Genomic DNA, 22,895 nt, shown 5'->3' with positions numbered 1-22,895 from the left:
CCTCCGGCAAGGGGGGGGTACCTTAACCCCCGGGATTCTCCCCCCCGGGTGCCTGGGGCGGGGGCCCGATCCCACCGCTCAGTCCAGAAGCCGGCGCGATCCCGCACGTGAGGTTGAGTCGGCGCGGTGGGGCGAAGTTGGCGCGAAGCGGCCCGTTGGCGGAGGCGAGGCGGGTGTGATCCCGGGGGTGAGGCTGTCGCCGTCCCGTGGTGCGGGCCGAAGCTGGCGGTGCGATCCCGTGGTGGGCGCTGCGGGAGGGTGGTGCGCTGGCCGCCCGGGGCGGCTGCGCGGTGGGGTGGCCGCAGTCCGCAGGAGGGAAAGGACGGCGCGATCCCTCGGGGAGGTTGAGTCGGTCCGGGGATGCGGGGCGAAGTTTGCGCGACCGTGGTGGTGGAGGCGGGCCGGGGTGATCGCGGGTGGGTCCGTCGCGTTCCCGCGATGTGGGAAGAAATGGGCGGCGTTTTCCTTCGGTGCAGTCGCACGGCGGCACAAAGGGCGGCGCGATCCGGCGGGTGGGGTTGAGTCGGTCTGAAGGTGTGCGGCGAAGGTGCCGCGAGACCGTGGTGGTGGAGGCGGGCCCGGGGTGGTCGCGGGAGTGGGTTTCTCGCGGTTCCGGGATGTGGGACGAGGCGGGCGGCGTGATCCTGAGGTGCGGTTTCGCGGCCGCGAGAAGGGCGGCGTGAGGGCGCAGTGGGGCTGGAGCGGGGCGGAGCCGGGGCGATCGCGCGGGGGGCGAGGAGAAGCCGGGACGGGGCGGAGCATGACCGACACCACCCGTCCGGGAAGCCCGGATCACCCGCTTCCCACACGGGGACCTCTACGCTTCCCGGCATGGCCGCGACCCGACAGCACGGCGCCGGGCCGTCCCGGCGCGCCGCGCCCGGCGACGGCGGGCTGCTGCTGTTCCGCGTCGGCGGGGTGCCGGTGCTGCTGTCGCCCTCGTGGTGGATCGGGTCGCTGATCATCGTCGTCCTCTACGCGCCGCTGGTGGGCCGGCTGCTGCCGGAGGCGTCGACGCCGACGTCCTGGCTGCTGGCGGCCGCGTTCGCGGTGCTGCTGGGCCTTTCGGTGCTCGCGCACGAGCTGGGGCACTGCCTCGTCGCGCTGCGGCTCGGAATCCCCGTGCGCCGGCTCAGGCTCTTCCTGCTCGGCGGGTTGTCCGAGGTCGCGCGCACGCCGCGGCGGCCGGGCCAGGAAGGCCTCGTCGCGGCCGCCGGGCCCGCGGTCTCCTTGGTGCTGGGCGGGTTCTGCGCGCTGCTGATGTTCGCGGTGCCGCCCGACGGCGCGGTGTGGCTGCTCGTGGCCGAGTGCGCCGTCGCGAACTTCGCGGTGGGCCTGTTCAACCTGCTCCCCGGCCTGCCGCTCGACGGCGGGCGGCTCGTGCGCGCCGGCGTCTGGGCCGCGACGGGCCTGCGGGCCAAGGGCACGCGCGCCGCGGTGGCCGGGGGAGCGCTCGTCGCGACCGGCCTGATCGTGTGGGCGCTGTGGGGCCTTGCGACGGCGAGCGAAGACCGCTGGCTGCGGCTGGGCGTGTGCCTCGTCACGGCGTGGTTCGTGATCCTCGGCGCCCGCTCCGAACTCGCGGCCGAAGCGCGGCGCAGCTGGCCCGACGGCCTCGAGCTGACCGAGCTCGTGCGCCCCGTCCTGCAGCTGCCCGCGGAAAGCCCCGTGTCCGACGCGCTCGCCGCCTCGGCCGGCCGCGGAGTGGTGCTGGTGCGCGCCGACGGTGTTGCCGCGGGACTGCTCGACGAGCAGGCGGCCGAGCAGCTCGCCGGCACCCACCCGCACGCACCGGCGGAGCTGGCCGCCGAACCCATCCGCGCCGAGACGGTGCTGCTGGCCTCCGAACCGGGGGAGGAGATCGCCGAGCGCGTGCGCGAAACGCCCGCCTGGCAGTTCCTCGTGGTCGACGACGAAGGCCGCCCGGCGGGCGTGCTGCGGCGCGAAGATCTGCGAGCGGCCCTCGTCCGGGGCCGCCGCGCTTACTGAGCGTGCACCCGACGGGCGGCCCGCGCGGACGACCTGCGAGGATCTGACGCCAGCGTTTCGCGTGTGAGGTGGAGGAAGAAGTTGTCGGTCAGCGGACCGTTTCGCCCAGGGGACCGGGTTCAGTTGACGGACTCGAAGGGCCGGCACTACACCCTCACGCTCGCCGACGGCGGCGAGTACCACACGCACCGCGGCGCGCTCGCGCACGACGACCTCATCGGGCGTCCCGAAGGCTCCGTCGTGACCTCGGCGGGCGGCAGCACCTACCTCGCGCTGCGGCCCCTGCTGCCCGACTACGTGCTCTCGATGCCGCGCGGCGCGCAGGTCATCTACCCCAAGGACGCGGCGCAGATCGTGATGTGGGGTGACATCTTCCCCGGCGCCCGGGTGCTCGAGGCCGGCGCCGGTTCGGGTGCGCTCACGTGCTCGCTGCTGCGCGCCGTCGGCCCCGCCGGGCACGTGTCCTCCTACGAGATCCGTGACGACCACGCGGAGCACGCCGAGCGCAACGTCGTGAAGTTCTTCGGCGAGAAGCCGGCCAACTGGACGCTGACCGTCGCGGACCTCGCGACGCACGCCGGTGAAGTCGACCGCGTGGTGCTCGACATGCTGGCGCCGTGGGACCAGCTGCCGAACGTGGCCGCGCACCTCGTGCCCGGCGGGGTCCTCACGGTGTATGTGGCGACTGTCACACAACTTTCGCGCGTGACGGAGTCGTTGCGGGAACAGCAGTGCTGGACCGAGCCCGAATCGTGGGAAACGCTCATGCGCCCGTGGCACGTCGTCGGTCTCGCGGTGCGCCCTGACCACCGCATGGTCGCGCACACGGCGTTCCTCCTCACCGCGCGCCGCCTCGCCGACGGCACCGTGTCCCCGCGCGTGTCGCGCCGCCCCAGCAAGGGCAAGGGCTGAGCTAACCCGGGACGCACCACCGGCCGTTCTCGCGGTGCATCGGGAACGGCGTGTCCTTGCGCCCGCCCGCGCCCTCCACGTGCACGGTCACCCCGGCCGAATCCCCGCCGACGACGGGCGGCCCGGCCAGGGTCACCGTGAGCGGTCCCGCGGCGTCCCACTTCGCCTGGAGGTCGGCGAGGGCCTGCGAGGTCTGCGCGCGGCACGTGAGGCGGCCGAACTCCTTCGCGTCGGCGTGCCGGATGGCGTCGGCGATGGCGTTCGCGAGCACGTTCGTCGCGGCGACGTCGGCGTCGCTCGCGGAACCCGCAGTCGTGCTGGGTGCCGGAGCAACCGGCGGGGAAACCGGCTGCGAGGGCGGCGGCGGGGGCGCGGACGGCCCGGCCGGTGCGACGAGCACCAAGCCGAGCGCAGCCCCGGCCACGAGTGCGCCGAGCACGACGAGCCCGGCGGTGAGTCGGCGACTCACCGCCGGGGTCTCACTGCTTGTCCGCCTGGGCGTCGACGAGGCACCAGACGCCGGCCTCGCGCTTGGAGGTCATCGTCCCGTTCGCCTGCTTCGCACCCTGGGTCGCCCGGTACCGCACGGACGCATTGTCACCGTTCTCCTGTGCGGAACCGGTGAGCTGGATCTGGATCGTCTGGATCTGCACCGCGCCGCCGTCGTAGAGGCTGCGGCACGCCAGGGTCGCGAGCGCCGCGCCGTCGCCGGCGCTGAAGTCGTCCGCGGCGGCCTGGAACAGTTCCTGCGCGGTCGGCTTGCCGCCCGGCGCGGGGCCGGCGGGCCCACCGGTCGAGCCCGTCGACCCGGTCGAACCCGTGGTGGGGTTCGACCCGGCGCTCGTGCTGGGGCGCGAGGGTGCGCCGTTGTTCGGCGCTCCGGTCGGCGCTCCGGTCGGCGCGGGGGCGGCCGGCGGGGCCGCGGTGTCCGTTTTGCCCTTGTCGTCGCCGGACAGCCCGATGACGAGCCCGATCGCGGCACCGGCCACCACGACGACGCCCACGGCGATCCCGATGATCAGGCCGGTCTTCTTTTTCTTGGGCGGTTCCTCGTCGTAACCGCCCCACTGGTGGTAACCACCCGGTTGGCCGTACTGATCGCCGAACCCGCCCTGCTGGAACGATTCGGGCTGGCCGAACTGCTGCGTCCCACCCGGCTGCTGGTAGGGCTGGGGCTGGCCGAACTGCTGGGTTCCGCCCTGCTGGTACGGATCCTGCTGTCCGAACTGCGGCGGTTGCTGCTGCTGCGGGTACCCGGGCTGCTGCTGCGGCCCGCTCTGCGGGTAGCCGCCCTGCTGCCCCCAGCCGCCCTGGTGCGGCTGGGCCGGCTGCTGGCCGTACTGCGGCTGCGCGCCCGGGTAGCCGGGCTGCTGCTGAGGGCCGGACTGGGGCTGACCACCGCCGGGCTGGGACTGTCCGTAGGGATTCGGCTGCTGGCCGTAACCCCCAAAGCCACCGCCTTGCTGGCCGTGACCACCGGGCTGCTGCGGCGGGTAGGTCATGTGTGGAGCCCCCTGACGTTCTTCCGAGTACGACCTGGCTCCGGATGCTAGCCAGGGCGGCCGGGATCGGTGCGCTCAGGCCGGAATCCGGCGGTGGGGACGGTTGGCGGCACCGGTGCCGGGGTACCAGGAGCCTGCTCGCTTTCGCCTGGTGGAACCGGACGTGACGGCCTCCGGTGCCCGGGCACCGAATCGGCCGCTTGCGCCGCGGCGCCGACCGTGCTGGGCGGGTGCGGAAAACGCGACGCGCCGATCTTGTGATGCGGAAAGGCCTTTTCTTGTCGGTGATCGCCGGTACCGTGGAATGAAAAGCACTCCGAGGAGGTGCCCGATGCATCATGACCTTCCCGGAGGTCGGCGCGAGGAGGCCGACCCTTCAGCAACGAGCGGAGCTGGGCAGACGCCTGAGCAACAAGCCCGGCAGATCCGCTTTCTCGAGGAAGAAGTGGCGCTCTTGCGTCGCAAACTCACCGATTCACCGCGCCAGAACCGAGTTCTGGAACAACGCCTCGCCGAGGCGACCGAACGGGTGAGCCAGCTCACCGAACGCAACACGAAACTGGTCGAGACCCTGCGCGAGGCGCGGGGCCAGCTGCTCGCCCTCCGCGAAGAGGTCGACCGCCTGGCCCAGCCGCCGAGCGGCTACGGGGTCTTCGTCGCCTCGTACGAGGACAACACGGTGGACGTCTACACCGCGGGCCGCAAGATGCGGGTCTCGGTGTCGCCGGCCGTGGAGATCTCGTCGCTGCGCCGCGGCCAGGCCCTGCGCCTCAACGAGGCGCTCACGGTCGTCGAAGGTGGCGACTTCGAGCGCACCGGCGAGGTGTGCGCGTTGCGCGAGGTGCTCGAGCCCGAGGACGAGGGTGGCATCCTTCGTGCTCTGGTCGTCGGGCACGCGGACGAGGAGCGGGTGGTCCTGCTCGCCGATCCGCTGATCGAGCAGCCGCTCAAGCCGGGCGATTCGCTGCTGGTCGACTCGAAGGTCGGGTACGCGTACGAGCGCGTGCCGAAGGCCGAGGTCGAGGACCTCGTGCTGGAAGAGGTGCCGGACGTCCGCTACGAGGACATCGGCGGCCTGGCCCGGCAGATCGAGCAGATCCGCGACGCCGTGGAGCTGCCGTTCCTGCACGCCGACCTCTACCAGCAGTACCAGCTGCGCCCGCCCAAGGGCGTGCTGCTGTACGGCCCTCCGGGCTGCGGGAAGACGCTCATCGCCAAGGCGGTGGCCAACTCCCTGGCCAAGAAGGTCGCCGAGGCCCGCGGTGAGAAGGCGGACGGCAAGTCCTACTTCCTCAACATCAAGGGTCCCGAGCTGCTGAACAAGTTCGTCGGCGAGACCGAGCGGTCGATCCGGCTGATCTTCCAGCGAGCACGGGAGAAGGCCTCCGAGGGCACGCCGGTCATCGTGTTCTTCGACGAGATGGACTCGATCTTCCGCACCCGTGGCTCGGGCGTGTCCTCCGACGTGGAGACCACGATCGTGCCGCAGCTGCTGTCGGAGATCGACGGTGTCGAAGGCCTGGAGAACGTCATCGTCATCGGCGCCTCCAACCGCGAAGACATGATCGACCCGGCGATCCTGCGGCCGGGCCGGCTCGACGTGAAGATCAAGATCGAGCGTCCGGACGCCGAAGGCGCGAAGGACATCTTCTCGAAGTACCTGGCCGAGGGCCTGCCGATCCACGCCGACGACCTGGCGGAGTTCGGCGGGGACCAGAAGGCCACGTTCGACGCGATGATCCAGCACACCGTCGAGCGCATGTACGAGGAGAGCGACGAGAACCGGTTCCTGGAGGTCACCTACGCCAACGGGGACAAGGAAGTCCTGTACTTCCGTGACTTCAACTCGGGCGCGATGATCCAGAACATCGTGGACCGGGCGAAGAAGTCGGCGATCAAGTCGGTGCTGGAGACGAAGCAGCCCGGTCTGCGCGTGCAGCACCTGCTGGACGCGATCGTCGACGAGTTCGCGGAGAACGAGGACCTGCCGAACACCACGAACCCGGACGACTGGGCCCGGATCTCCGGCAAGAAGGGGGAGCGGATCGTGTACATCCGCACCCTCGTCACCGGCAAGAACCAGGACTCGGGACGGGCGATCGACACCGCCACCAACACGGGTCAGTACCTGTAGGAAGTCGAGTGCGGCGGGTGAGGTCTGCTTGCGCAGTGCGCAAGCCAGGCCTCACCCGCTGTCTCTTTGGGGGTGTAACCCCAAGCCTCGCCCGGGGCACGCCCCCGGACCCCCGCGGTGGTCACCTCGTGCCGGCCGGCTCCGGGTCGGGGTGGCGGCGGCGGGGGACGAGTTTCCCGTGTGAGGCCAGGATTCCGAGCACCACGAGCACCGCTCCGGCGGGTTCGTTCCAGTGCACGGGCTCGTGCAGCACGAGGACGCCGAGCACGACACCCACGACGGGTGTGAGGTACGTCACCGAAGACGCGTGCGCGGCGCCCCACGACGCCACGACGGCCGTGTTCCACACGTAGGCGAGGCCGGTCCCGAGCACGCCCAGCGCCAGCACGCTCAGCACGACAGTGGCGTCGAGGTGCACCGGCTGGGTCGCGATGGCCGGTGCCAGCAGGGCGAGCAGCACCGTCGCCGACGCGGTCTGCCCGAAGGCCACCACGACCGGATCCGCGCCCCGCGGCGACACGAACCGGCGCAGGTACACGAAAGCCGCGCCGTAGCACGTCGTGGCGCCCAGGCACGCCAGCTGCACCGTGAGCTCGTGGGACAGGTCCACGCCCCGCCACACGCCCACGAGGGTCAGCCCGCCCGCGAAACCCAGCAGCAGCCCCGTCACCCGGGGCGCGGTGAGCCGTTCCGCGGGCAGGACCGCGGCGGCGAACACCATCGTCAGCAGCGGTGTGGTCGCGTTGAAGATGCTGGCCAAGCCGGACGAGACGTACTGTTCGGCCCACGAGAACAGCAGGAACGGCGCCGCGCACAACAGCACCGACACCACCGCGAGGTGGCCCCACAGCGCGGGCTCGCGGGGGAGCGGCCGGCGCCGGGCCGCCAGGACGGCGGCCAGCGCCAGCGCCCCGAACGCGACGCGCGCCAGCGCCACCTGGGTGGGGGAGAGGCCCCGCAAGCCGACCTTGATGAACAGGAAACTCGCACCCCACACCACCGCCAGCGCGACGAACCGCGCGGCGATGCCGGACCTCCCGGCCATGACCCTCCACTCGCTCGCCTCGGACACCGGCCAGTCAACGGGCCCGCCACGCCGTGGGGCCAGCGGTTTTCGGTCACGTCACTCGACGTTGGTGTATAACGACCTATACTTCCCGGCCGTGAGCATCGACGACGCCCCGCGCCCGCGCGCCCCGATCACCGAAGCCGACGTCCTGGCCTGGCTCGAGACGGCCGCGGCCGCCGTCCAGGCGGGGGAGCTCGGCGCCACCGACCTCATCGACCTGCTGGGGGAGCTGCGCCGCGCCTCCGCGGCCTGCGCCGACGCCTCCGACTGGGCCCTGCTCGCCGCCCGCGAGGAGGGCGCCAGCCTCCGCCAGATCGCTCCCGTCTTCGGCAAGGGCTACGTCCGCGCCCCGGCCGCCCGCCTCGAAAAACTCCACCGCCAGGCCCAGAACTCCGGCCAATGGCTCGCCATCCTCCGGCACAAACAAAGTGTATAACGACCTATACATCTGGCCGCCGCCGAAGAAAACCAGCGGCTGACAACGCCTTCGTGTCACCACTCACGAACCCGCACAGACGAGGAACCTCGAAATGGAGCGCATCGCGGTCGGGCTCGCCGCACTCGGCCGGCCCGCGTACATCAACCTCGGCCGGGAACTGCCGGGCACGCGCGACGTGCCGGCCATGCGCGCCGCGACCCACGAGGTGCTCGACGCCGCGTACGCCGCCGGCGTGCGCTGGGTCGACGTCGCGCGTTCGTACGGGCTGGCCGAGGACTTCCTGGCGAGCTGGTTCGCGGAGACCGGGCACACCGACGTGACGGTGTCGAGCAAGTGGGGTTACCGCTACGTCGGCGAGTGGCGCCTGGACGCGCCGGTGCACGAGGTGAAGGAACACTCGGCCGCGCGGTTCGCCGGGCAGTGGGCGGAAACCCGGGCGCTGCTGGGGGAGCGCGTGCGGCTCTACCAGGTGCATTCGCTCACTGTGGACAGTCCATTGTTCTCGGACGAAGCGCTGATCGACGCGCTGGCGGCGCTGGCGGAGCAGGGCGTGGAGGTCGGGTTTTCGACGTCCGGCCCGGCTCAGGCCGACGCCGTGCGGCGCGCGTTCGAGCTGGAAGTGGCCGGGCGGCCGGTGTTCTCGTCGGTGCAGTCCACTTGGAACGTGCTCGAACCCTCCGTGGGTGCGGCGCTGGCGGAGGCGCGCGCGGCGGGAAAACGGGTGCTGGTCAAGGAGACGCTGGCCAACGGCCGGCTGGTGGTGGAGGCACCGGAGCCGATCACGCGCATCGCCGCCGCGCACGGTGTGGGTCCGGACGCCGTCGCTGTGGCGGCGGTGCTGGCGAACGGCTGGGTGTCGACGGCGATCGTGGGGCCCTCGAGCACGCACCAGCTGGCGTCGAACCTGGATGCCGCGCGGATTTCGCTGACGGCCGAGGAAACGGCCGAGCTGGCGGGGCTGGCCGAGCCGGCGGAGGAGTACTGGCGGCACCGGTCCCACCTCGGGTGGGACTGAGCGGCTGCACTACCCTCGCTGCATCGCGGCCCCGACCGGTGGGCCGCGGATCTTCCGGAGGGGCGGCAGGTGCGTCATCGGCAGGTGTTCGCGGTGGCGGCGGTGGCGCTGGCCGGGCTCACGACCGCGTGTGGCAACCGGCCCAACAACCTCGAGACGTACTACGACGATCCACCGGTGAACGACGCCACCTCGGCCGCTCCGGTGGTTCCGCCGCCGGCCGCACGCCCCGCGGCGCCGAGTCCGTCCGCGCCGGTGCCGGATCCGCGCGTCGCGGCGGGTGCCGCGGCATCGGCGGCGCTGCTGTCCGATGAGGACGTTGCGGACGAAGGGGTCGTGCCGGGCTCGGGAAAGGCGTCCGGGTGCCTGTCCGGGCTGGCGCCGGGGGAGCGGCGGTCGGCGAGCTGGGTGTACCCGAGTGGGTCGGGGTTGACGCACGAGGTCACGGCGTACCCGGGCCGGTCGGGTGCCGAAGTGGTGTCGGCGACGCAGTGTGCGGGTCAGGTGCTGGCGGTGCCGCCGCAGCCGGGTGTGACGGGCCAGCGGGCGTGGTGCGACGGTTCGACGTGCACGGTGCTGGTGGCGAAGGGCGAGTTGGTGTCGGCGTTGTGCGTGGTGGCGAGCACGCCGGCGCGGGCGGCGGACGCGGCGAAGCGGCTGTTGCCGCGGGTGGTGGCGAAGCTGGTCGCTCAGCCGTAGCGGTGGAACCACTCCTGAACGCCGGCGCGGCCGTCGGGGATGAACGGGCTGGCCGGGTCGAAGACCCACGCGCGGAGGTCGTCGAGTGGCATCCAGCGGCCTTCGGCGATCTCTTCGGGCTGGTGGCGGATGGGGCCGTCCCAGCGGACTTCGAAGGCGAAGTTGTGGCAGTGGACGGTGCCTTCGTCGTAGATCTTGGTGAACAAGGGTTCCGGTTCCACTCCGTGGACACCCAGTTCTTCGGCGAGTTCGCGGCGGGCGCACTCGGCGGGGGTTTCGCCCGCGGCGACGACGCCGCCGGCCCAGCAGTCCCAGGTGGACGGGAAGATGTCCTTGTCCGCGGTGCGCAGGTGGACGTAGACGGACTTCCCGTCGCCCGAACGGACGAGCACGACGCCGGCGGCGTGCCAGAGTCCTTCGGCGCGCACGTGGGAGCGCAGTGCCTGTCCGACGGCGCGGCCGGTCCGGTCATAGAGGGCAACGAGTTCGTCACTGCCTGGCATGGGGGCATCGTCGCACGCGTGCACCCCGTAGGGTGTTGGGTATGCGCCGGATCATGGGAACCGAAGTCGAGTACGGCATCGCCGTGCCCGGGGACGCCACGGCGAACCCGGTGCTCACCTCGACGCAGGTCGTGCTCGCCTACGCGGCGGCTGCTGACATTCCGCGGGCCCGGCGGGCCCGGTGGGACTACGAGGTGGAGTCGCCGTTGCGCGACGCGCGCGGGTTCGACCTGACGGGGCCGGGTGGGCCGGGGCACGATCCGGACGTGGAGGACCTGGGGGCCGCTAACGTCATCCTGACGAACGGTGCGCGGTTGTACGTGGACCACGCGCACCCGGAGTACTCGGCGCCGGAAGTCACGAACGCGCGGGACGCGGTGATCTGGGACAAGGCCGGGGAACGGGTGATGGAGGAGGCCGCCGTGAAGGCGGCGACCGTGCCCGGGCAGCCGGCTTTGCAGCTGTACAAGAACAACGTGGACGGCAAGGGCGCGAGCTACGGCACGCACGAGAACTACCTGATGGCGCGGTCGACGCCGTTCACAGCGGTGATCGCGGGGCTGACGCCGTTCTTCGTGTCGCGGCAGGTCATGTGCGGTTCGGGGCGGGTGGGGATCGGGCAGCAGAGCGAGGAAGCCGGGTTCCAGCTCTCGCAGCGCGCGGACTACATCGAGGTCGAGGTCGGGCTGGAGACGACGCTCAAGCGCGGGATCATCAACACGCGCGACGAGCCGCACGCGGACGCGGACAAGTACCGGCGGCTGCACGTCATCGTCGGTGACGCGAACCTGGCGGAGTACTCGACGTACCTGAAGGTGGGGACGACGGCGCTGGTCCTGGACCTCATCGAGTCGGGGATCCGGTTCGACGAGCTGAAGCTGGACGAGCCGGTGCGGGCGGTGCACAAGATCAGCCACGACCCGACGTTGAAGACGAAGGTCGAGCTGGCGAACGGGAAGAAGTTCACGGGGCTGGACCTGCAGTTCGCCTACCACGAGATCGCGGCGTCGAACCTGGAGCGCACGGGCGCGGACGAGGCGTCGAAGGAGGTTCTGCGGGTCTGGGGCGAGGTGCTGGACGCGCTGGCGCGGGATCCGCAGGAGTGCGCGGACCGGCTGGACTGGCCGGCGAAGCTGCGGTTGCTGGAGGGGTACCGGGAGCGGGACCAGCTGGCGTGGGGTGCGCCGCGGTTGCGGCTGGTGGACCTGCAGTACTCGGACGTGCGGCTGGCGAAGGGCCTGTACAACCGGCTGGTGACGCGGGGCTCGATGAAGCGGCTGGTCACGGAGGAGGAGGTCCAGGCGGCGATCACGACGCCGCCGTCGGACACGCGGGCGTACTTCCGGGGCCGGGCGCTGGAGAAGTATGCGACTTCGATCGCGGCCGCGTCGTGGGATTCGGTGATCTTCGACGTGGGCAAGGAGTCGCTGGTGCGGATTCCCACGCTGGAGCCGTTGCGGGGGACGAAGGCGCACGTCGGGAAGCTGCTCGACGCGGCGGCGACGGCGGAGGAGCTGGTCGAGGCCATCACCGGCTCGGACTAGGCCGAGGCGGTGGATCGGGACCGCGGTGTTGCCCCGAATGTCGGGGCCGCTGGGTAGGCTAGGAATCATCGGCCACACCGGGAGGCGAGATGGCGCAGGAGAAGATCGAGAAGCACGGCGGCGGCGACTCCGACGAGGAGTTCGAGGCCACCGGAGCGGCGGGCCAGGAGCGGCGCGAGAAGATGGGCGAGGACGTCGACACCATCCTCGACGAGATCGACGACGTGCTGGAGGAGAACGCCGAGGACTTCGTTCGCGCCTACGTGCAGAAGGGCGGCGAGTAGTCGTTCGCGGCCGGTGACCGTCCCCGGGCACACCCGGGGGCGGCGCCGGTCGGCGTGCCGCCGCGGGGTTCGCGGTGGTGTCGTGGCACGGTGTCGGCACAGCGCGCGCCCGGGTGTTCGCAGGACGGGCGCACAGCACAGATGGGAACCAAGAGCACGTATGGACAACACCTCCCCTCGGGCGGGTTTTTCGGGACCGGGCCTGCCTGCCTCCTACTTCTCGCCGGCGTCGTCGTCGTTCGCGGACTTCGTGCGGGAGCAGGCGCCTGAGCTGTTGCCGGCGCGGCGGGTGCCGTCGTCGGGCGCGGGTGAGCTCGGGGTGCCGCACGGGACGACGATCGTGGCGCTGACGTTCGCCGGGGGTGTGCTGATCGCGGGTGACCGGCGGGCAACGTCGGGGAACCTGATCGCGAGCCGGGACATCGAGAAGGTGCACGTCACGGACGAGTACTCGGCGGTGGGGATCGCGGGGACCGCGGGCCTGGCCGTGGAGATGGTGCGGTTGTACGCGGTGGAGCTGGCGCACTACGAGAAGATCGAGGGTGTGTCGCTGTCGCTGGACGGCAAGACGAACAAGCTGGCCGGCATGGTGAAGGCCAACCTGGACATGGCGATGGCCGGGCTGGCCGTGGTGCCGCTGTTCGTGGGGTACGACCTCGAGGCCGAGGACGCGAAGCACGCGGGCCGGATCGTGTCGTACGACGCGGCGGGTGGCCGGTACGAGGAGAACGCCGGGTACGCGGGTGTGGGTTCGGGTTCGTTGTTCGCGAAGTCGGCGCTGAAGAAGCTCTACGACCCGGATGCGGACGTCGAGGCGGCGGTGCGGACGGCGATGGAGGCGTTGTACGACGCCGCGGACGACGACACCGCGAGTGGCGGGCCGGACCTGGTGCGGCGGATCTTCCCGAGCGTCGTCACGATCACCGCGGAGCAGGGTGCGGTGCAGCTGCCCGCGGAGCAGACGGGCGCTGTCGCGGAGGCCGTGGTCGCGGGCCGGGCCGAGCGCAACCACCACCGGCAGAGCTGAGTGCCGTGACTTTCCCGAACGCTGAACCTTCGACCGCCGGTACACCGGAGAACGTGGAGCCGACACCGTGACGATGCCGTTGTATGCCTCTCCCGAGCAGTTGATGCGGGAGCGTTCCGAGCTGGCGCGCAAGGGTATTGCGCGCGGGCGGAGCGTGGTGGTCTTGAAGTACTCCGGCGGGGTGCTGTTCGTGGCGGAGAACCCGTCGGCGACGTTGCACAAGGTGTCGGAGATCTACGACCGGATCGGGTTCGCCGCGGTGGGCCGGTATTCGGAGTTCGAGAACCTGCGGGTGGCGGGGATCCGGCACGCGGATCTGAAGGGTTACCAGTACGACCGGCGTGATGTGAGTGCGCGGGCGCTGGCGAACGCTTACGCGGCGACGCTGGGCAGCATCTTCACCGAGCAGCTGAAGCCGTTCGAGGTGGAGGTGTGCGTGGCGGAGGTCGGGGCGAACCAGTCGGAGGATCAGCTGTACCGGCTGACCTACGACGGGTCGATCTTCGACGAGTCGCCGTTCGTGGTGATGGGCGGGCAGACGGAGCCGATCGGATCGAAGCTGAAGGACACGGTGGATCCGGAGAACGATCTGCGCACGGCGCTGGCGACGGCGATCGAGGGGTTGCGGGCGAGCGCGTCGTCGTCGAACGGCAACAACGGCGGGTCGGAGCCGGATCAGATCAAGCTCGAGGTGGCGGTGCTGGACCGGGAGCGGCCACGGCGTGCGTTCCGCCGGTTGACGGGGGCGGCGCTGGATGCGTTGCTGCCGGAGCCGCCGGCGAAGGACGAGGGTGACAAGCCGTCGGAGTCGTCGGAGTCGTCGGATGAGGGTGGCTCCGCGAAGGAGTGACGCTGCGAAGTGTGTCGGGTGGGCCGTCCGGGTTTCCGGGCGGCCCACCTGGCGTTTCGGGGTCGTTCAGGACGCGGGGGCGCTGGCGGGGCGGAAGTGTTCGTCGGCGAAGGCGAGCAGGTAGGGCAGGGTCGCGCGGGCGGTGTGCCAGGTGTGGTTGAAGCCGTGTTCGCTGTGGACGACGGCTTCCTGGTCGCGGCGGTGGAGGGCGTCGGCGATGCGGCGGGCGGTGGCGACGTCGGTGGGGGCGCCGGTGCCGACGGCGAGCATGACGGCGATGGGCTGGGGGAAGGCCATGGTGGGCAGGTAGCGGCGCGGGGTGTTGGCGGCGACGGCGGCGGGGTGGCCGCTGAGGATGCCGATGGAGTCGTTGAGGTCGTCGTAGGGCAGGGCGATGACGAGGGTGGCGAACTCGTCGAGGTGGTGCAGGCCGGTGTTGAGGGCGGCGAACCCGCCGCCGGACATGCCGCCGAGGGCGCGGTGGCGGCGGTCGGGGATGGTGCGGTAGCGGTGGTCGACCGCGGCGACGACCGTTTTCGCGAGGTAGGTCTCGAGCTGGGGGCCGCCGGGTACGTCGAGGCCTTCCCAGTCCTTGCTGGGCGCGCCGGCGGTGAGGTCGACGCTGACGGTGATCATCGGGGCGATCACGTGCTCGGTTTCGAGGCTGCGCAGCGTGTCGGGGGCGGCGCCGGAGGTGAGCCAGTCGCGGGGGCCGCCGTAGGGGTAGCCGTGGATGAGGTAGACGACCGGGTAGCGGCGGGCGGTGTTGGCGGGGTCGGTGTAGCCGGGCGGGAGGATCACGTAGTTCTCGCCGGAGGGCACGGCGTGGGCGGGGTCGGGCAGGCTCAGCACGTCGATGCGCTCGCCGCTGCCGGCCGGGCCCGGGTGGGTGGCCGCGGCGCTGTCGGGGGCGGCGTCGGGTTGGTCGACGCCGTCGTCGAGGAGCATGCCCACGGCGTCGGCGGCGCCGGAGCCGCGTTCGAACAGCCGGCTGAGGTCGTCGGGGGTGCGGACGTAGCCGACGTAGCCGTTGACGGCCGTGACGGCGGCGACGAGGAAGAGGACCGCCGTGCCCGCGGTGCCCCAGCGGCGGGCGCGCCGGTGGTGAGCCAGGGCGATGCTCACGGCGAGCACGGCGACCGCGGCACCGGCGGCGGTGAGCCAGATCAGGGGCGATTCGAGGGGCCCGAGGTCGCGCGCGTGGGCGGTGATGTCGGGTGGCAGCACGGGATCCGCGGCGGGGTGCGCGGTCATCGCGCCGCCGCGGGGCGGGGGCGGCGAGTGGCGCCGTGGGAGGGGAAACGCACGTGGGGGTCCCTGCCGGGTACGGGAGCGGGCAGGGGCGCCCGCAGCTGGCAAGATCAACCTACGGGCGGGGTGCTGTGGATTCGTTGAGAGCGGGTAAAGCGCGGGTCAAGCCCGGTCGTCGGGGTTGCGGTAGATCGTGAGCGCGCTGGGGCGGGCGCGGAACACGAACTCGTTGCCCAGCGGGCCGACCTCGCCGTCGGTGGCGACGCGGCGGTTGCCGTCGAGCAGTTCCACGCGCAGTTCGGGTACGTCGAGCTGCTGGTACACGTGGCTCGCGTTGAGGCTGTTGCTGATCATCGCCAGCAGGAACCGGGCCCGGGAGTAGGGCAGGTCGGCGCGCAGGTAGCGCACGTCGAGCAGGCCGGTGTCCAGGGCCGGGCGCCGGGAGGGGGCGAAACCCTTGGGGGAGTAGGTGCCGTTGCCGACGAAGATCAGCCAGACCTCGGCGCGCCGGCCGTTGAGCAGAATCGGCAGGGGTTTGGCGCGGCGCAGCACGCGGGCGAGCGCGAGCGCGGCCGCGGGCCACTTCGGGTGCTTCTCCTGCAGCTTCTCCCGCAGCCGCACCATTTCCGGGTAGCCGCCGAGGCTCGCGGTGTTGACGAACCAGCGGTGCCCGGCCTCGCCCGCGCCGTGGACTTCGACCTCACCGAGGTCGATGCCGACCGCGTTGCCCGCTTCGGTGGCGGCGTCGGCGTCGGGCATGGAGCGCACGCCGACGTCGCGGGCGAAGTGGTTGAGCGTGCCAGCGGGGATGAGGGCGAGCGGCAGTCCCCGTTCGGCGGCGACGGACGCGACGGCGGCGACCGTGCCGTCACCCCCGGCGACGCCGAGGGCGCGCACGGTGCCGCCCCGCGCGTCGATCTCGGACTTGAGCTGTTCGCGCAGGTCCTGGTGCGCGTCGGGGTAGAGCAGCGTGGCCTTCGGCCAGGCGTAGCGGACGTCTTCGGTGGGGTCAAGGCCGTCGACGCCGGAGTGGGGGTTGACCAGGGCCAGCATGTCCTCGCCGTCGCGCATCTCGGGCGCCTCGGCGGTGTGGGCGGTGTGGGCGGGCACGTCGGGGTGCAGGGGCCACCAGTGCCGCGTCAGCGTCGCGACGGTGACCCCGATGACCACGCCGGCGCCGACGTCGCTGGGCCAGTGCACCCCGGTGTGCACGCGCGAGTACGCGACCGCGCCGGCCAGCGGGGCGAGGGCGAGCCCCGCGCGGGGCGACTCCATCGCCACGGCCGTGGTGAACGCGGCCGCAGAAGCGGCGTGCCCGGACGGGAACGACGAGGACGTCGGGCGCTTGCGCAGCCGCCGGTGCTCGGGGACCTCGTCCTCGGCGGGGCGCCGCCGCGGGAACACCGGCTTGCCGAGCAGGTTCGCCGCCGCGCTCGCCCCGGCGATCGCGGCCACCCCGCGCAGGGCGCCCCTCCGCGTCGCGCCCTTGCGCGTGGCCAGCAGAGCCGCCACGACCCACCACAACCGGGATTTGTTCGCGGATTTGGAAAGCCAGCCGAGGAGGTCGTCGGCGCGCGTGCGCGGCAGCGCCGCACTGCGCGCGATGAGGGCCCGGTCGGTGCGTCCGACCTTCCGGAACGGGCGGCTGAGCTGGTGGAACACCGTCGCTGACCTCTTCTCCGCCAGGGGTGGCGCCGCGCCCGGTTCAGGCCGGTTCCGCGCGGTGTTTCTCGCGTTTGCAACGTACCGACCGCGTGTCGCCGCCCGAACGGCGCACCTCAGGTGGGGGTGCAGCGCCTACTCTGGTGGGATGCAGCGGCGGATCTTTGGCATCGAGACCGAGTTCGGGGTCACGTGCACCTTCCACGGTCAGCGCAGGCTCTCGCCCGACGAGGTCGCGCGGTATCTCTTCAGGCGGGTCGTGTCGTGGGGACGCTCGTCGAACGTGTTCCTCTCCAACGGCTCCCGGCTGTACCTCGACGTCGGGTCGCACCCCGAGTACGCGACGGCCGAGTGCGACGACCTCACCCAGCTGGTCACCCACGACAAGGCCGGTGAGCGGATCCTCGAGGACCTGCTGGTCGACGCCGAGCGGCGGCTGGCCGACGAGGGCATCGGCGGCGACATCTTCCTGTTCAAGAACAACACCGACTCGGCGGGCAACTCCTACGGCTGCCACGAGAACTACCTCGTGACCCGCGCCGGCGAGTTCTCCCGGATCGCCGACGTGCTGCTGCCGTTCCTCGTCACCCGCCAGCTGATCTGCGGCGCGGGCAAGGTCCTGCAGACCCCGCGCGGCGCCGTGTACTGCCTGTCGCAGCGCGCCGAGCACATCTGGGAGGGCGTCTCCAGCGCCACCACCCGGTCGCGGCCCATCATCAACACCCGCGACGAGCCCCACGCCGACGCCGAGCGCTACCGGCGCCTGCACGTGATCGTGGGCGACTCGAACATGGCCGAGCCGACCACGATGCTCAAGATCGGCTCCGCGAACCTGGTGCTGGAGATGATCGAGGCGGGCGTGCAGTTCCGCGACTTCACCCTGGACAACCCGATCAGGGCGATCCGCGAGATCAGCCACGACCTCACCGGCCGCCGCCAGGTGCGCCTCGCCGGCGGCCGCGAAGCGTCGGCGCTGGACATCCAGCGCGAGTACCACGCCCGCGCCGTGCAGCACCTCAAGGAGAACGGCTCCACCCCGGCCAACGAACGCGTCGTCGAACTGTGGGGCCGCGCCCTGGAAGCGGTGGAGCAGCAGGACTTCAGCAAGATCGACACCGAGATCGACTGGGCGATCAAGCACCGCCTCGTCGAGCGCTACCGCGCCAAGCACGACCTGGACCTGTCCAGCCCGCGGGTCGCGCAGCTCGACCTGGCCTACCACGACATCCGCCGCGGCCGGGGCATCTTCGACCTGCTGCAGCGCAAGGGCCTGGTCCGCCGCGTCACCGACGACGGTGAGATCGAGGCCGCGAAGGACACCCCGCCGCAGACCACCCGCGCGAAGCTGCGCGGCGACTTCATCGCCGCCGCGCAGGCCGCCGGGCGCGACTTCACCGTCGACTGGGTGCACCTGAAGCTCAACGACCAGGCGCAGCGGACCGTGCTGTGCAAGGACCCGTTCCGCTCGGTCGACGAGCGGGTGGAACGCCTGATCAGCTCGCTGTAGCCCCGGACCACCGCCGAAGGGGCCGTCCCGCACCGCCGGGACGGCCCCTTCGGCGTTCCCGACGAAAGTCGCCACCGGGGTGCGGCAGGATCGGCGGATGCGTGTCGTGCGTGCGTTGCTGGTCCTGTTCGGTGCCGTCCTCCCGCTCGTCGCCGGCGGCGTCGCGTCCGCGGCTCAGCGGCTCCCGTCGTGGCAGCTCACGCCCACCGGGACCACGGCGCAGTTCCGCGGGCTTTCGGCGGTCAGCGGCCGCGTGGCGTGGGTCAGCGGCACCGGGGGCACGGTGCTGCGCACCACCGACGCCGGGCGGACCTGGACACCGGTCGGCCCGTCGGGCGCCGGCACCCTGGAATTCCGGGACATCGAGGCGTTCGACGCCGACCACGCCGTGGTCCTCTCGATCGGCCCCGGCACCGACTCCCGGATCTACCGCACCGACGACGCCGGCCGGCACTGGCGCGAGACCTTCCGCAACCCCGACCCGGCCGCGTTCTACGACTGCGTCGCGTTCTTCGACCCCCGGCGCGGGCTGGCGATGAGCGACCCCGTCGACGGGAAGTTCCGCGTGCAGGCCACCGCCGACGGCGGCCGCACCTGGCGGCAGGTGCCCGAGGCCGCGTTCCCGCCCGCGCTGCCCGGCGAGGCCGGGTTCGCCGCGAGCGGCCAGTGCCTGACCACGTCCGGGCCGTTCGACGCGTGGCTCGCCACCGGCGGCGGCGCCACCGCCCGCGTGCTGCACACCGGCGACGCCGGCCGGCACTGGACCGTCGCCGCCACCCCGCTGCCCAGCAGCGCCTCGGCGGGGGTGTTCGCCCTGGCGTTCCGCACGCCGTGGCAGGGCGTCGCCATCGGCGGGGACTTCGCCGACCCCACCGCGCCGGGCCCGGCCGTCGCGCTCTCGGGCGACCGCGGCCGCACTTGGCGCACCCCGCCGCAGTACCCGGCGGGCTACCGGTCGGGGCTGGCGTGGCTCGGCGGGTCGGTCCTCGCCGTCGGACCCGGCGGCAGCGACGTAAGCCGCGACGGCGGCCGTCACTGGAGCTCCTTCGACACCGGCAGCTTCGACACGGTCGACTGCACGCCGCTCGGCAGCTGCTGGGCCGGCGGCACCGCCGGGCGCGTCGCCCGGCTGGCGCGCTAGAGGACCTGCCCGGTCGGGCGGACCATGATCTCGTTGACGTCCACCGTCGGCGGCTGCTCGAGCGCGTAGAGCACGGCGCGGGCCACGTCGTCGGCCTCGAGCTTGGGCTTGCGCTTCTGTTCGTCGGTGAGGATGTCGGTGTCGGTGATGCCAGGCTGCACCAGCGTCACCCGCACGCCGGTGCCCACCGCCTCTTCCCGGATCCCCGCGGCCATGCCGCTGACCGCCCACTTCGTCGCCGAGTACAGGCTGCCCTTGCGCGGGTAGCGGCCCGCGACCGAACCGGTCAGCACGAGGTGCCCGCCGGATTCGGCGAGCGCCGGCAACGTCGCGCGTGCCGTGAGCGCGGCGCCGTAGACGTTGGTCAGCACCAGCTCCCGCCACCGCTCGGGTTCCGCGCCGCCGTCGCCGAAGAACGACACCCCCATGCCGATCCCGGCGTTCGCGAACACCGCGTCGAGGCGGCCGAACCGGGCCAGCACCGCCTCCACGGCACGCGAGATGCCCGGCCAGTCGGCCACGTCGGCGGCCAGCGGCAGCGCCCGCTCTTCGCCGAGTTCCGCCGCGAGCGGTCCCACCGAGCCGGGGTTGCGTGCGACGAGCCCCACGCGGAACCCGGCGGCCACGGCCCGCCTCGCCGTCGCCGCGCCGATCCCCCGCGACGCTCCGGTCACCAGCAGCACACGTTCAGTCATGCCACCCAGGCTAGGGGTGTCCGCGCACGCACGAGAGGCGGCGAAAAACCCGCCGAGGCACGCCGACGCGGGTTCGGGGAACCTCACGAACGAGGACGAGAAGGAGAGCTAGGGTTAACGGGTGTCCACCGCACGCGCCGAACGGCTGGTCAACCTCGTGCTCGCCCTCCTGTCCACCCGGCAGTACCTCACCGCCGAGCGGATCCGCGGGATCGTGCCCGGGTACGCCGACGCGGTCAGCGACGAGGCCTTCTTCCGCACGTTCGAACGCGACAAGACCGAGCTGCGGGAGCTCGGCATCCCGCTGGAGACCGGTCGCAACTCCGCCTTCGACCCCGTCGAGGGCTACCGCATCGCCCGCCGCGACTACGAGCTGGGCGAGATCGACCTGGCCCCCGACGAAGCCGCCGCGGTCGGCCTCGCGGTGCGCCTGTGGGACTCGCCCGAGCTGACCGGCCAGGCCCAGGGCGCGCTCGTGAAGCTGCGCGCCGCCGGAGTGGAGGTCGACGACCAGGCCAACACCGTGATCGAACCCCGGGTGCGCGCCGAACCGGCTTTCGGGCCGCTGCTCGCCGCCGTGCAGCACGGCCAGGCTGTGCGGTTCGAGTACCGCCGCAGCGGCTCCCCGGAGCGCCGGATGCGCGAGCTCGAACCGTGGGGCGTCGTGTCGTGGCGCGCCCGCTGGTACGTCGTCGGGCACGACCGCGACCGCGGCGCCACCCGCTGCTTCCGGCTGTCGCGGGTCACCGGCGCGGTCACGCCCGTCGGCCCGCCCGGCGCCGTGACCCGCCCGGAAGGCGTCAACCTGCTCAAGCTCGTGTCGGTCACCGGCACTGGCGACGAGCAGAACCCCGTCACGACCGCCCGGCTGTGGATCGCCGACGGCCGCGCCGCGGGCGTCCGCCGCCGAGCGCAGGTCGTCGGCCGCGAAACCATCGGTGGCGAAGAGGGCGACATCGTCGAGATCGGCCTGTACTTCCCCGAATCGGCCGCCGACTGGATCGCCGCCCAGGGCCCCGACGTGCTCGTGCTCGAACCCGACGTGCTGGCCAAGTCCGTGCACCACCGGCTCGAGGCCGTCCTCGCCCGCGCCGAGCAGGGGAGCGCCCGGTGAGCGGATCCGGAGAGCGCATGCCGCGCCTGCTGGCGCTCGTGCCCTACCTGCTCGCGCGCCCGGGCGTGCGGATCGACGAGGCGGCCCACGACTTCGACGTCACCCCCCGGCAGCTGCGCAAGGACCTCGAGCTGCTGTGGATGTGCGGCCTGCCCGGCTACGGCCCCGGTGACCTCATCGACCTGTCCTTCGAAGGCGACACCATCGTCGTCACCCACGACGCCGGCATGAGCCGGCCCCTGCGCCTCACCGGCGGCGAGGCCACCGCCCTGCTCGTCGCGCTGCGGGCGCTCGCCGAAACCCCCGGCGTGGTCGACGGCGACGCGGTCCGCCGGTCCATCGCCAAGATCGAAGACGCGGCCGGGCAGGCCCAGCCCGCCGGGGTCGTGGTCGGCGGCGGTGTCCGCGAAGGCAAACGCGCCGCGAAGACCCGCGAGGAGGTCGCGGCCGCGCTGCAGGCCGGGCGCGCCCTGCGGATCCGGTACTACACCGCGTCCAAGGACCAGGTCACCGAACGCACCGTGGACCCGATGCGGCTGCTGATCGTGCAGGCCGTCGGTTACCTCGAAGCGTGGTGCCGCCGCGTCGAAGGGGTGCGGCTGTTCCGGCTGGACCGCATCGACGAGCTGACCGTGCTCGACGAACCGGCCGCGCCGCCCGCGCACGCCCGCCCCACCGACCTGTCCAACGGCGTGTTCTCCGCGCGGCCCGACCAGCAGGAGGCCGAGCTCGTGCTCGACCCCGACGCGCGCTGGGTCGCCGAGTACTACCCGTGCGAAGAGCTCGACGAGCTCGACGGCGGCCGGTTGCGAATCCGGATGCGCTACGCGGACGAGTCCTGGATGGTCCGCCTGGTCCTCGGACTCGGGGGAGATGCGCAGGTGGAGAGCCCCGTCACACTGGCCGACGCCGTTCGACGGCGAGCGGCCGACGCGGTGGCCCGATCCCGTCACCTACCGTCAACCTACGGCCGTTAAGGTAACCCACGTGTCGTACTTGCCCACCTACGTGCTGCTCGCGGCGGGCCTGCTCGTCCTGATCCTCCTGCTGGTGCGGACGATCAGAGTCTTGCGCGGCTTCCGCCGCACGGTGAGCATGGTGGCTGAGGACACCCAGGACCGGACCGGGCTCATCCGGGCCCGGTCGGCAGCACTTCGCGTGGCCGTGGCGCAGCGCCGCGAGACACCGGAAAACCAGTAAAATCGGCAACGACTCGAAACAAGGAGGCCACCCATGAACGCGCTGCAGCCGTGGCACATCATCCTGCTGGTGCTCGTCGTGGTTCTGCTCTTCGGAGCCAAGAGGCTTCCGGACGCCGCCCGCTCCATCGGCAAGTCCATGAAGATCTTCAAGGCCGAGACCAAGGACCTCACGGGCGAGCAGAAGGCCGAAGCCGAAGAGGCCGAGACCCGTCAGCTCCCGCAGTCGACGGCCCCGGCGCAGGACCAGCAGGTCGCCGACCTCCAGCGCCAGCTCGACGAGCTGAAGAAGCAGCAGGGATCGTCGGCCGACCAGCCGCAGAAGAACGCCAGCTGAGTCCCACCCGCACCACCCGGTC

The 22,895-nt window shown here is 72.1% G+C and carries 23 protein-coding genes; 16 read left to right on the top strand and 7 right to left on the bottom strand.

Translation table 11 applies throughout. The features are described from left to right. Positions 1-831 precede the first annotated feature (831 nt). Both ACIA77_RS05955 and ACIA77_RS05950 read left to right on the top strand, forming a co-directional pair. Positions 832-1,989, top strand: a complete 1,158-nt coding sequence (locus ACIA77_RS05955; protein ID WP_395884655.1) for a M50 family metallopeptidase — start codon at positions 832-834, stop codon at positions 1,987-1,989. An 81-nt stretch (positions 1,990-2,070) separates the two neighbouring features. After that, entirely contained in the window at positions 2,071-2,901 is an 831-nt protein-coding gene (locus ACIA77_RS05950) for a tRNA (adenine-N1)-methyltransferase (RefSeq protein WP_395884654.1), read from the top strand. A gap of 1 nt (position 2,902) precedes the next feature. Here ACIA77_RS05950 and ACIA77_RS05945 read toward each other — a convergent pair whose 3' ends face one another. Both ACIA77_RS05945 and ACIA77_RS05940 read right to left on the bottom strand, forming a co-directional pair. Beyond that, positions 2,903-3,370, bottom strand: coding sequence for a hypothetical protein (locus ACIA77_RS05945; RefSeq protein WP_395884653.1), 468 nt, complete (start codon positions 3,368-3,370; stop codon positions 2,903-2,905). 10 nt (positions 3,371-3,380) lie between these two features. Next, on the bottom strand, positions 3,381-4,403 hold the full coding sequence (locus tag ACIA77_RS05940; RefSeq protein WP_395884652.1) for a hypothetical protein: 1,023 nt from the start codon (positions 4,401-4,403) through the stop codon (positions 3,381-3,383). Positions 4,404-4,734: 331 nt separating this feature from the next. Between ACIA77_RS05940 and arc the strand changes: the two genes are divergently transcribed. Beyond that, positions 4,735-6,537, top strand: coding sequence for a proteasome ATPase (gene arc, locus ACIA77_RS05935; RefSeq protein WP_395884651.1), 1,803 nt, complete (start codon positions 4,735-4,737; stop codon positions 6,535-6,537). 121 nt (positions 6,538-6,658) lie between these two features. On the opposite strand, the gene ACIA77_RS05930 is transcribed toward arc, so the two are convergent. Then, complete coding sequence (locus ACIA77_RS05930; protein ID WP_395884650.1) at positions 6,659-7,582, bottom strand: DMT family transporter; 924 nt, start codon at positions 7,580-7,582, stop codon at positions 6,659-6,661. Between the two features lie 124 nt (positions 7,583-7,706). Between ACIA77_RS05930 and ACIA77_RS05925 the strand changes: the two genes are divergently transcribed. The 3 genes from ACIA77_RS05925 (at position 7,707) to ACIA77_RS05915 (ending at position 9,759) form a co-directional block, all read left to right on the top strand. Then, positions 7,707-8,042 carry a hypothetical protein gene (locus tag ACIA77_RS05925; RefSeq protein ID WP_395884992.1) on the top strand — a complete coding sequence of 112 codons (336 nt, stop codon included), beginning with the start codon at positions 7,707-7,709 and terminating at the stop codon, positions 8,040-8,042. A 94-nt stretch (positions 8,043-8,136) separates the two neighbouring features. Beyond that, complete coding sequence (locus ACIA77_RS05920) at positions 8,137-9,060, top strand: aldo/keto reductase (protein WP_395884649.1); 924 nt, start codon at positions 8,137-8,139, stop codon at positions 9,058-9,060. A 69-nt stretch (positions 9,061-9,129) separates the two neighbouring features. After that, positions 9,130-9,759: a hypothetical protein gene (locus ACIA77_RS05915; RefSeq protein ID WP_395884648.1), complete on the top strand. Its 630-nt coding sequence runs from the start codon at positions 9,130-9,132 to the stop codon at positions 9,757-9,759. On the opposite strand, the gene ACIA77_RS05910 is transcribed toward ACIA77_RS05915, so the two are convergent. Beyond that, complete coding sequence (locus tag ACIA77_RS05910; protein WP_395884647.1) at positions 9,750-10,262, bottom strand: NUDIX domain-containing protein; 513 nt, start codon at positions 10,260-10,262, stop codon at positions 9,750-9,752. The genes ACIA77_RS05915 and ACIA77_RS05910 overlap by 10 nt on opposite strands. Positions 10,263-10,303: 41 nt before the next feature. On the opposite strand from ACIA77_RS05910, the gene dop reads away from it, so the two are divergent. The 4 genes from dop (at position 10,304) to prcA (ending at position 13,967) form a co-directional block, all read left to right on the top strand. Next, complete coding sequence (dop, locus tag ACIA77_RS05905; RefSeq protein WP_395884646.1) at positions 10,304-11,806, top strand: depupylase/deamidase Dop; 1,503 nt, start codon at positions 10,304-10,306, stop codon at positions 11,804-11,806. 89 nt (positions 11,807-11,895) lie between these two features. Next, positions 11,896-12,090: a ubiquitin-like protein Pup gene (locus ACIA77_RS05900; RefSeq protein ID WP_204096274.1), complete on the top strand. Its 195-nt coding sequence runs from the start codon at positions 11,896-11,898 to the stop codon at positions 12,088-12,090. A 160-nt stretch (positions 12,091-12,250) separates the two neighbouring features. Beyond that, positions 12,251-13,117: a proteasome subunit beta gene (prcB, locus tag ACIA77_RS05895; protein WP_395884645.1), complete on the top strand. Its 867-nt coding sequence runs from the start codon at positions 12,251-12,253 to the stop codon at positions 13,115-13,117. A gap of 67 nt (positions 13,118-13,184) precedes the next feature. Beyond that, positions 13,185-13,967: a proteasome subunit alpha gene (gene prcA, locus ACIA77_RS05890; protein WP_395884644.1), complete on the top strand. Its 783-nt coding sequence runs from the start codon at positions 13,185-13,187 to the stop codon at positions 13,965-13,967. Positions 13,968-14,033: 66 nt separating this feature from the next. Here prcA and ACIA77_RS05885 read toward each other — a convergent pair whose 3' ends face one another. Continuing rightward, the gene (locus ACIA77_RS05885; RefSeq protein ID WP_395884643.1) at positions 14,034-15,221 is read right to left on the bottom strand and encodes an alpha/beta hydrolase; all 1,188 of its coding nucleotides are present in this window, start codon (positions 15,219-15,221) and stop codon (positions 14,034-14,036) included. Between the two features lie 159 nt (positions 15,222-15,380). Continuing rightward, on the bottom strand, positions 15,381-16,880 hold the full coding sequence (locus tag ACIA77_RS05880; protein ID WP_395884642.1) for a bifunctional phosphatase PAP2/diacylglycerol kinase family protein: 1,500 nt from the start codon (positions 16,878-16,880) through the stop codon (positions 15,381-15,383). Between the two features lie 148 nt (positions 16,881-17,028). On the opposite strand from ACIA77_RS05880, the gene pafA reads away from it, so the two are divergent. Both pafA and ACIA77_RS05870 read left to right on the top strand, forming a co-directional pair. Continuing rightward, complete coding sequence (pafA, locus tag ACIA77_RS05875; RefSeq protein ID WP_204096269.1) at positions 17,029-18,387, top strand: Pup--protein ligase; 1,359 nt, start codon at positions 17,029-17,031, stop codon at positions 18,385-18,387. Positions 18,388-18,484: 97 nt separating this feature from the next. Next, entirely contained in the window at positions 18,485-19,528 is a 1,044-nt protein-coding gene (locus tag ACIA77_RS05870; RefSeq protein WP_395884641.1) for a WD40/YVTN/BNR-like repeat-containing protein, read from the top strand. On the opposite strand, the gene ACIA77_RS05865 is transcribed toward ACIA77_RS05870, so the two are convergent. Then, on the bottom strand, positions 19,525-20,223 hold the full coding sequence (locus ACIA77_RS05865; protein ID WP_395884640.1) for an SDR family oxidoreductase: 699 nt from the start codon (positions 20,221-20,223) through the stop codon (positions 19,525-19,527). The two genes, ACIA77_RS05870 and ACIA77_RS05865, sit on opposite strands and share 4 nt — an antisense overlap. A gap of 121 nt (positions 20,224-20,344) precedes the next feature. Between ACIA77_RS05865 and ACIA77_RS05860 the strand changes: the two genes are divergently transcribed. Genes ACIA77_RS05860 through tatA form a run of 4 tightly spaced genes read left to right on the top strand, consistent with a single transcriptional unit; the run spans position 20,345 to position 22,873 of the window. Then, the gene (locus ACIA77_RS05860; protein ID WP_395884639.1) at positions 20,345-21,337 is read left to right on the top strand and encodes a helix-turn-helix transcriptional regulator; all 993 of its coding nucleotides are present in this window, start codon (positions 20,345-20,347) and stop codon (positions 21,335-21,337) included. Then, positions 21,334-22,314 carry a helix-turn-helix transcriptional regulator gene (locus tag ACIA77_RS05855; RefSeq protein ID WP_395884638.1) on the top strand — a complete coding sequence of 327 codons (981 nt, stop codon included), beginning with the start codon at positions 21,334-21,336 and terminating at the stop codon, positions 22,312-22,314. The genes ACIA77_RS05860 and ACIA77_RS05855 overlap by 4 nt, the downstream gene beginning before the upstream one ends. Positions 22,315-22,324: 10 nt before the next feature. Next, positions 22,325-22,537 carry a bacteriophage holin gene (locus tag ACIA77_RS05850; RefSeq protein WP_395884637.1) on the top strand — a complete coding sequence of 71 codons (213 nt, stop codon included), beginning with the start codon at positions 22,325-22,327 and terminating at the stop codon, positions 22,535-22,537. A 33-nt stretch (positions 22,538-22,570) separates the two neighbouring features. Beyond that, on the top strand, positions 22,571-22,873 hold the full coding sequence (gene tatA / locus ACIA77_RS05845; protein WP_395884636.1) for a Sec-independent protein translocase subunit TatA: 303 nt from the start codon (positions 22,571-22,573) through the stop codon (positions 22,871-22,873). Positions 22,874-22,895 lie beyond the last annotated feature (22 nt).

The organism is Amycolatopsis sp. NPDC051903, from assembly GCF_044452505.1.
Lineage (GTDB): Bacteria > Actinomycetota > Actinomycetes > Mycobacteriales > Pseudonocardiaceae > Amycolatopsis.
Note: the sequence above shows the minus strand (reverse complement) of the source record. Positions and strands in the feature narration are given on the sequence as shown.

Excerpts from the sequence above, each read along its gene's own strand:
- ACIA77_RS05910 (WP_395884647.1), bottom strand. The coding sequence starts at position 10,262 with ATGCCAGGCAGTGACGAACTCGTTGCCCTCTATGACCGGACCGGCCGC.
- arc (WP_395884651.1), top strand. The coding sequence starts at position 4,735 with ATGCATCATGACCTTCCCGGAGGTCGGCGCGAGGAGGCCGACCCTTCA.
- dop (WP_395884646.1), top strand. The coding sequence starts at position 10,304 with ATGCGCCGGATCATGGGAACCGAAGTCGAGTACGGCATCGCCGTGCCC.
- tatA (WP_395884636.1), top strand. The coding sequence starts at position 22,571 with ATGAACGCGCTGCAGCCGTGGCACATCATCCTGCTGGTGCTCGTCGTG.
- ACIA77_RS05940 (WP_395884652.1), bottom strand. The coding sequence starts at position 4,403 with ATGACCTACCCGCCGCAGCAGCCCGGTGGTCACGGCCAGCAAGGCGGT.
- ACIA77_RS05885 (WP_395884643.1), bottom strand. The coding sequence starts at position 15,221 with ATGACCGCGCACCCCGCCGCGGATCCCGTGCTGCCACCCGACATCACC.
- ACIA77_RS05920 (WP_395884649.1), top strand. The coding sequence starts at position 8,137 with ATGGAGCGCATCGCGGTCGGGCTCGCCGCACTCGGCCGGCCCGCGTAC.
- pafA (WP_204096269.1), top strand. The coding sequence starts at position 17,029 with ATGCAGCGGCGGATCTTTGGCATCGAGACCGAGTTCGGGGTCACGTGC.
- ACIA77_RS05870 (WP_395884641.1), top strand. The coding sequence starts at position 18,485 with ATGCGTGTCGTGCGTGCGTTGCTGGTCCTGTTCGGTGCCGTCCTCCCG.
- ACIA77_RS05900 (WP_204096274.1), top strand. The coding sequence starts at position 11,896 with ATGGCGCAGGAGAAGATCGAGAAGCACGGCGGCGGCGACTCCGACGAG.
- ACIA77_RS05865 (WP_395884640.1), bottom strand. The coding sequence starts at position 20,223 with ATGACTGAACGTGTGCTGCTGGTGACCGGAGCGTCGCGGGGGATCGGC.
- prcB (WP_395884645.1), top strand. The coding sequence starts at position 12,251 with ATGGACAACACCTCCCCTCGGGCGGGTTTTTCGGGACCGGGCCTGCCT.
- ACIA77_RS05955 (WP_395884655.1), top strand. The coding sequence starts at position 832 with ATGGCCGCGACCCGACAGCACGGCGCCGGGCCGTCCCGGCGCGCCGCG.
- ACIA77_RS05930 (WP_395884650.1), bottom strand. The coding sequence starts at position 7,582 with ATGGCCGGGAGGTCCGGCATCGCCGCGCGGTTCGTCGCGCTGGCGGTG.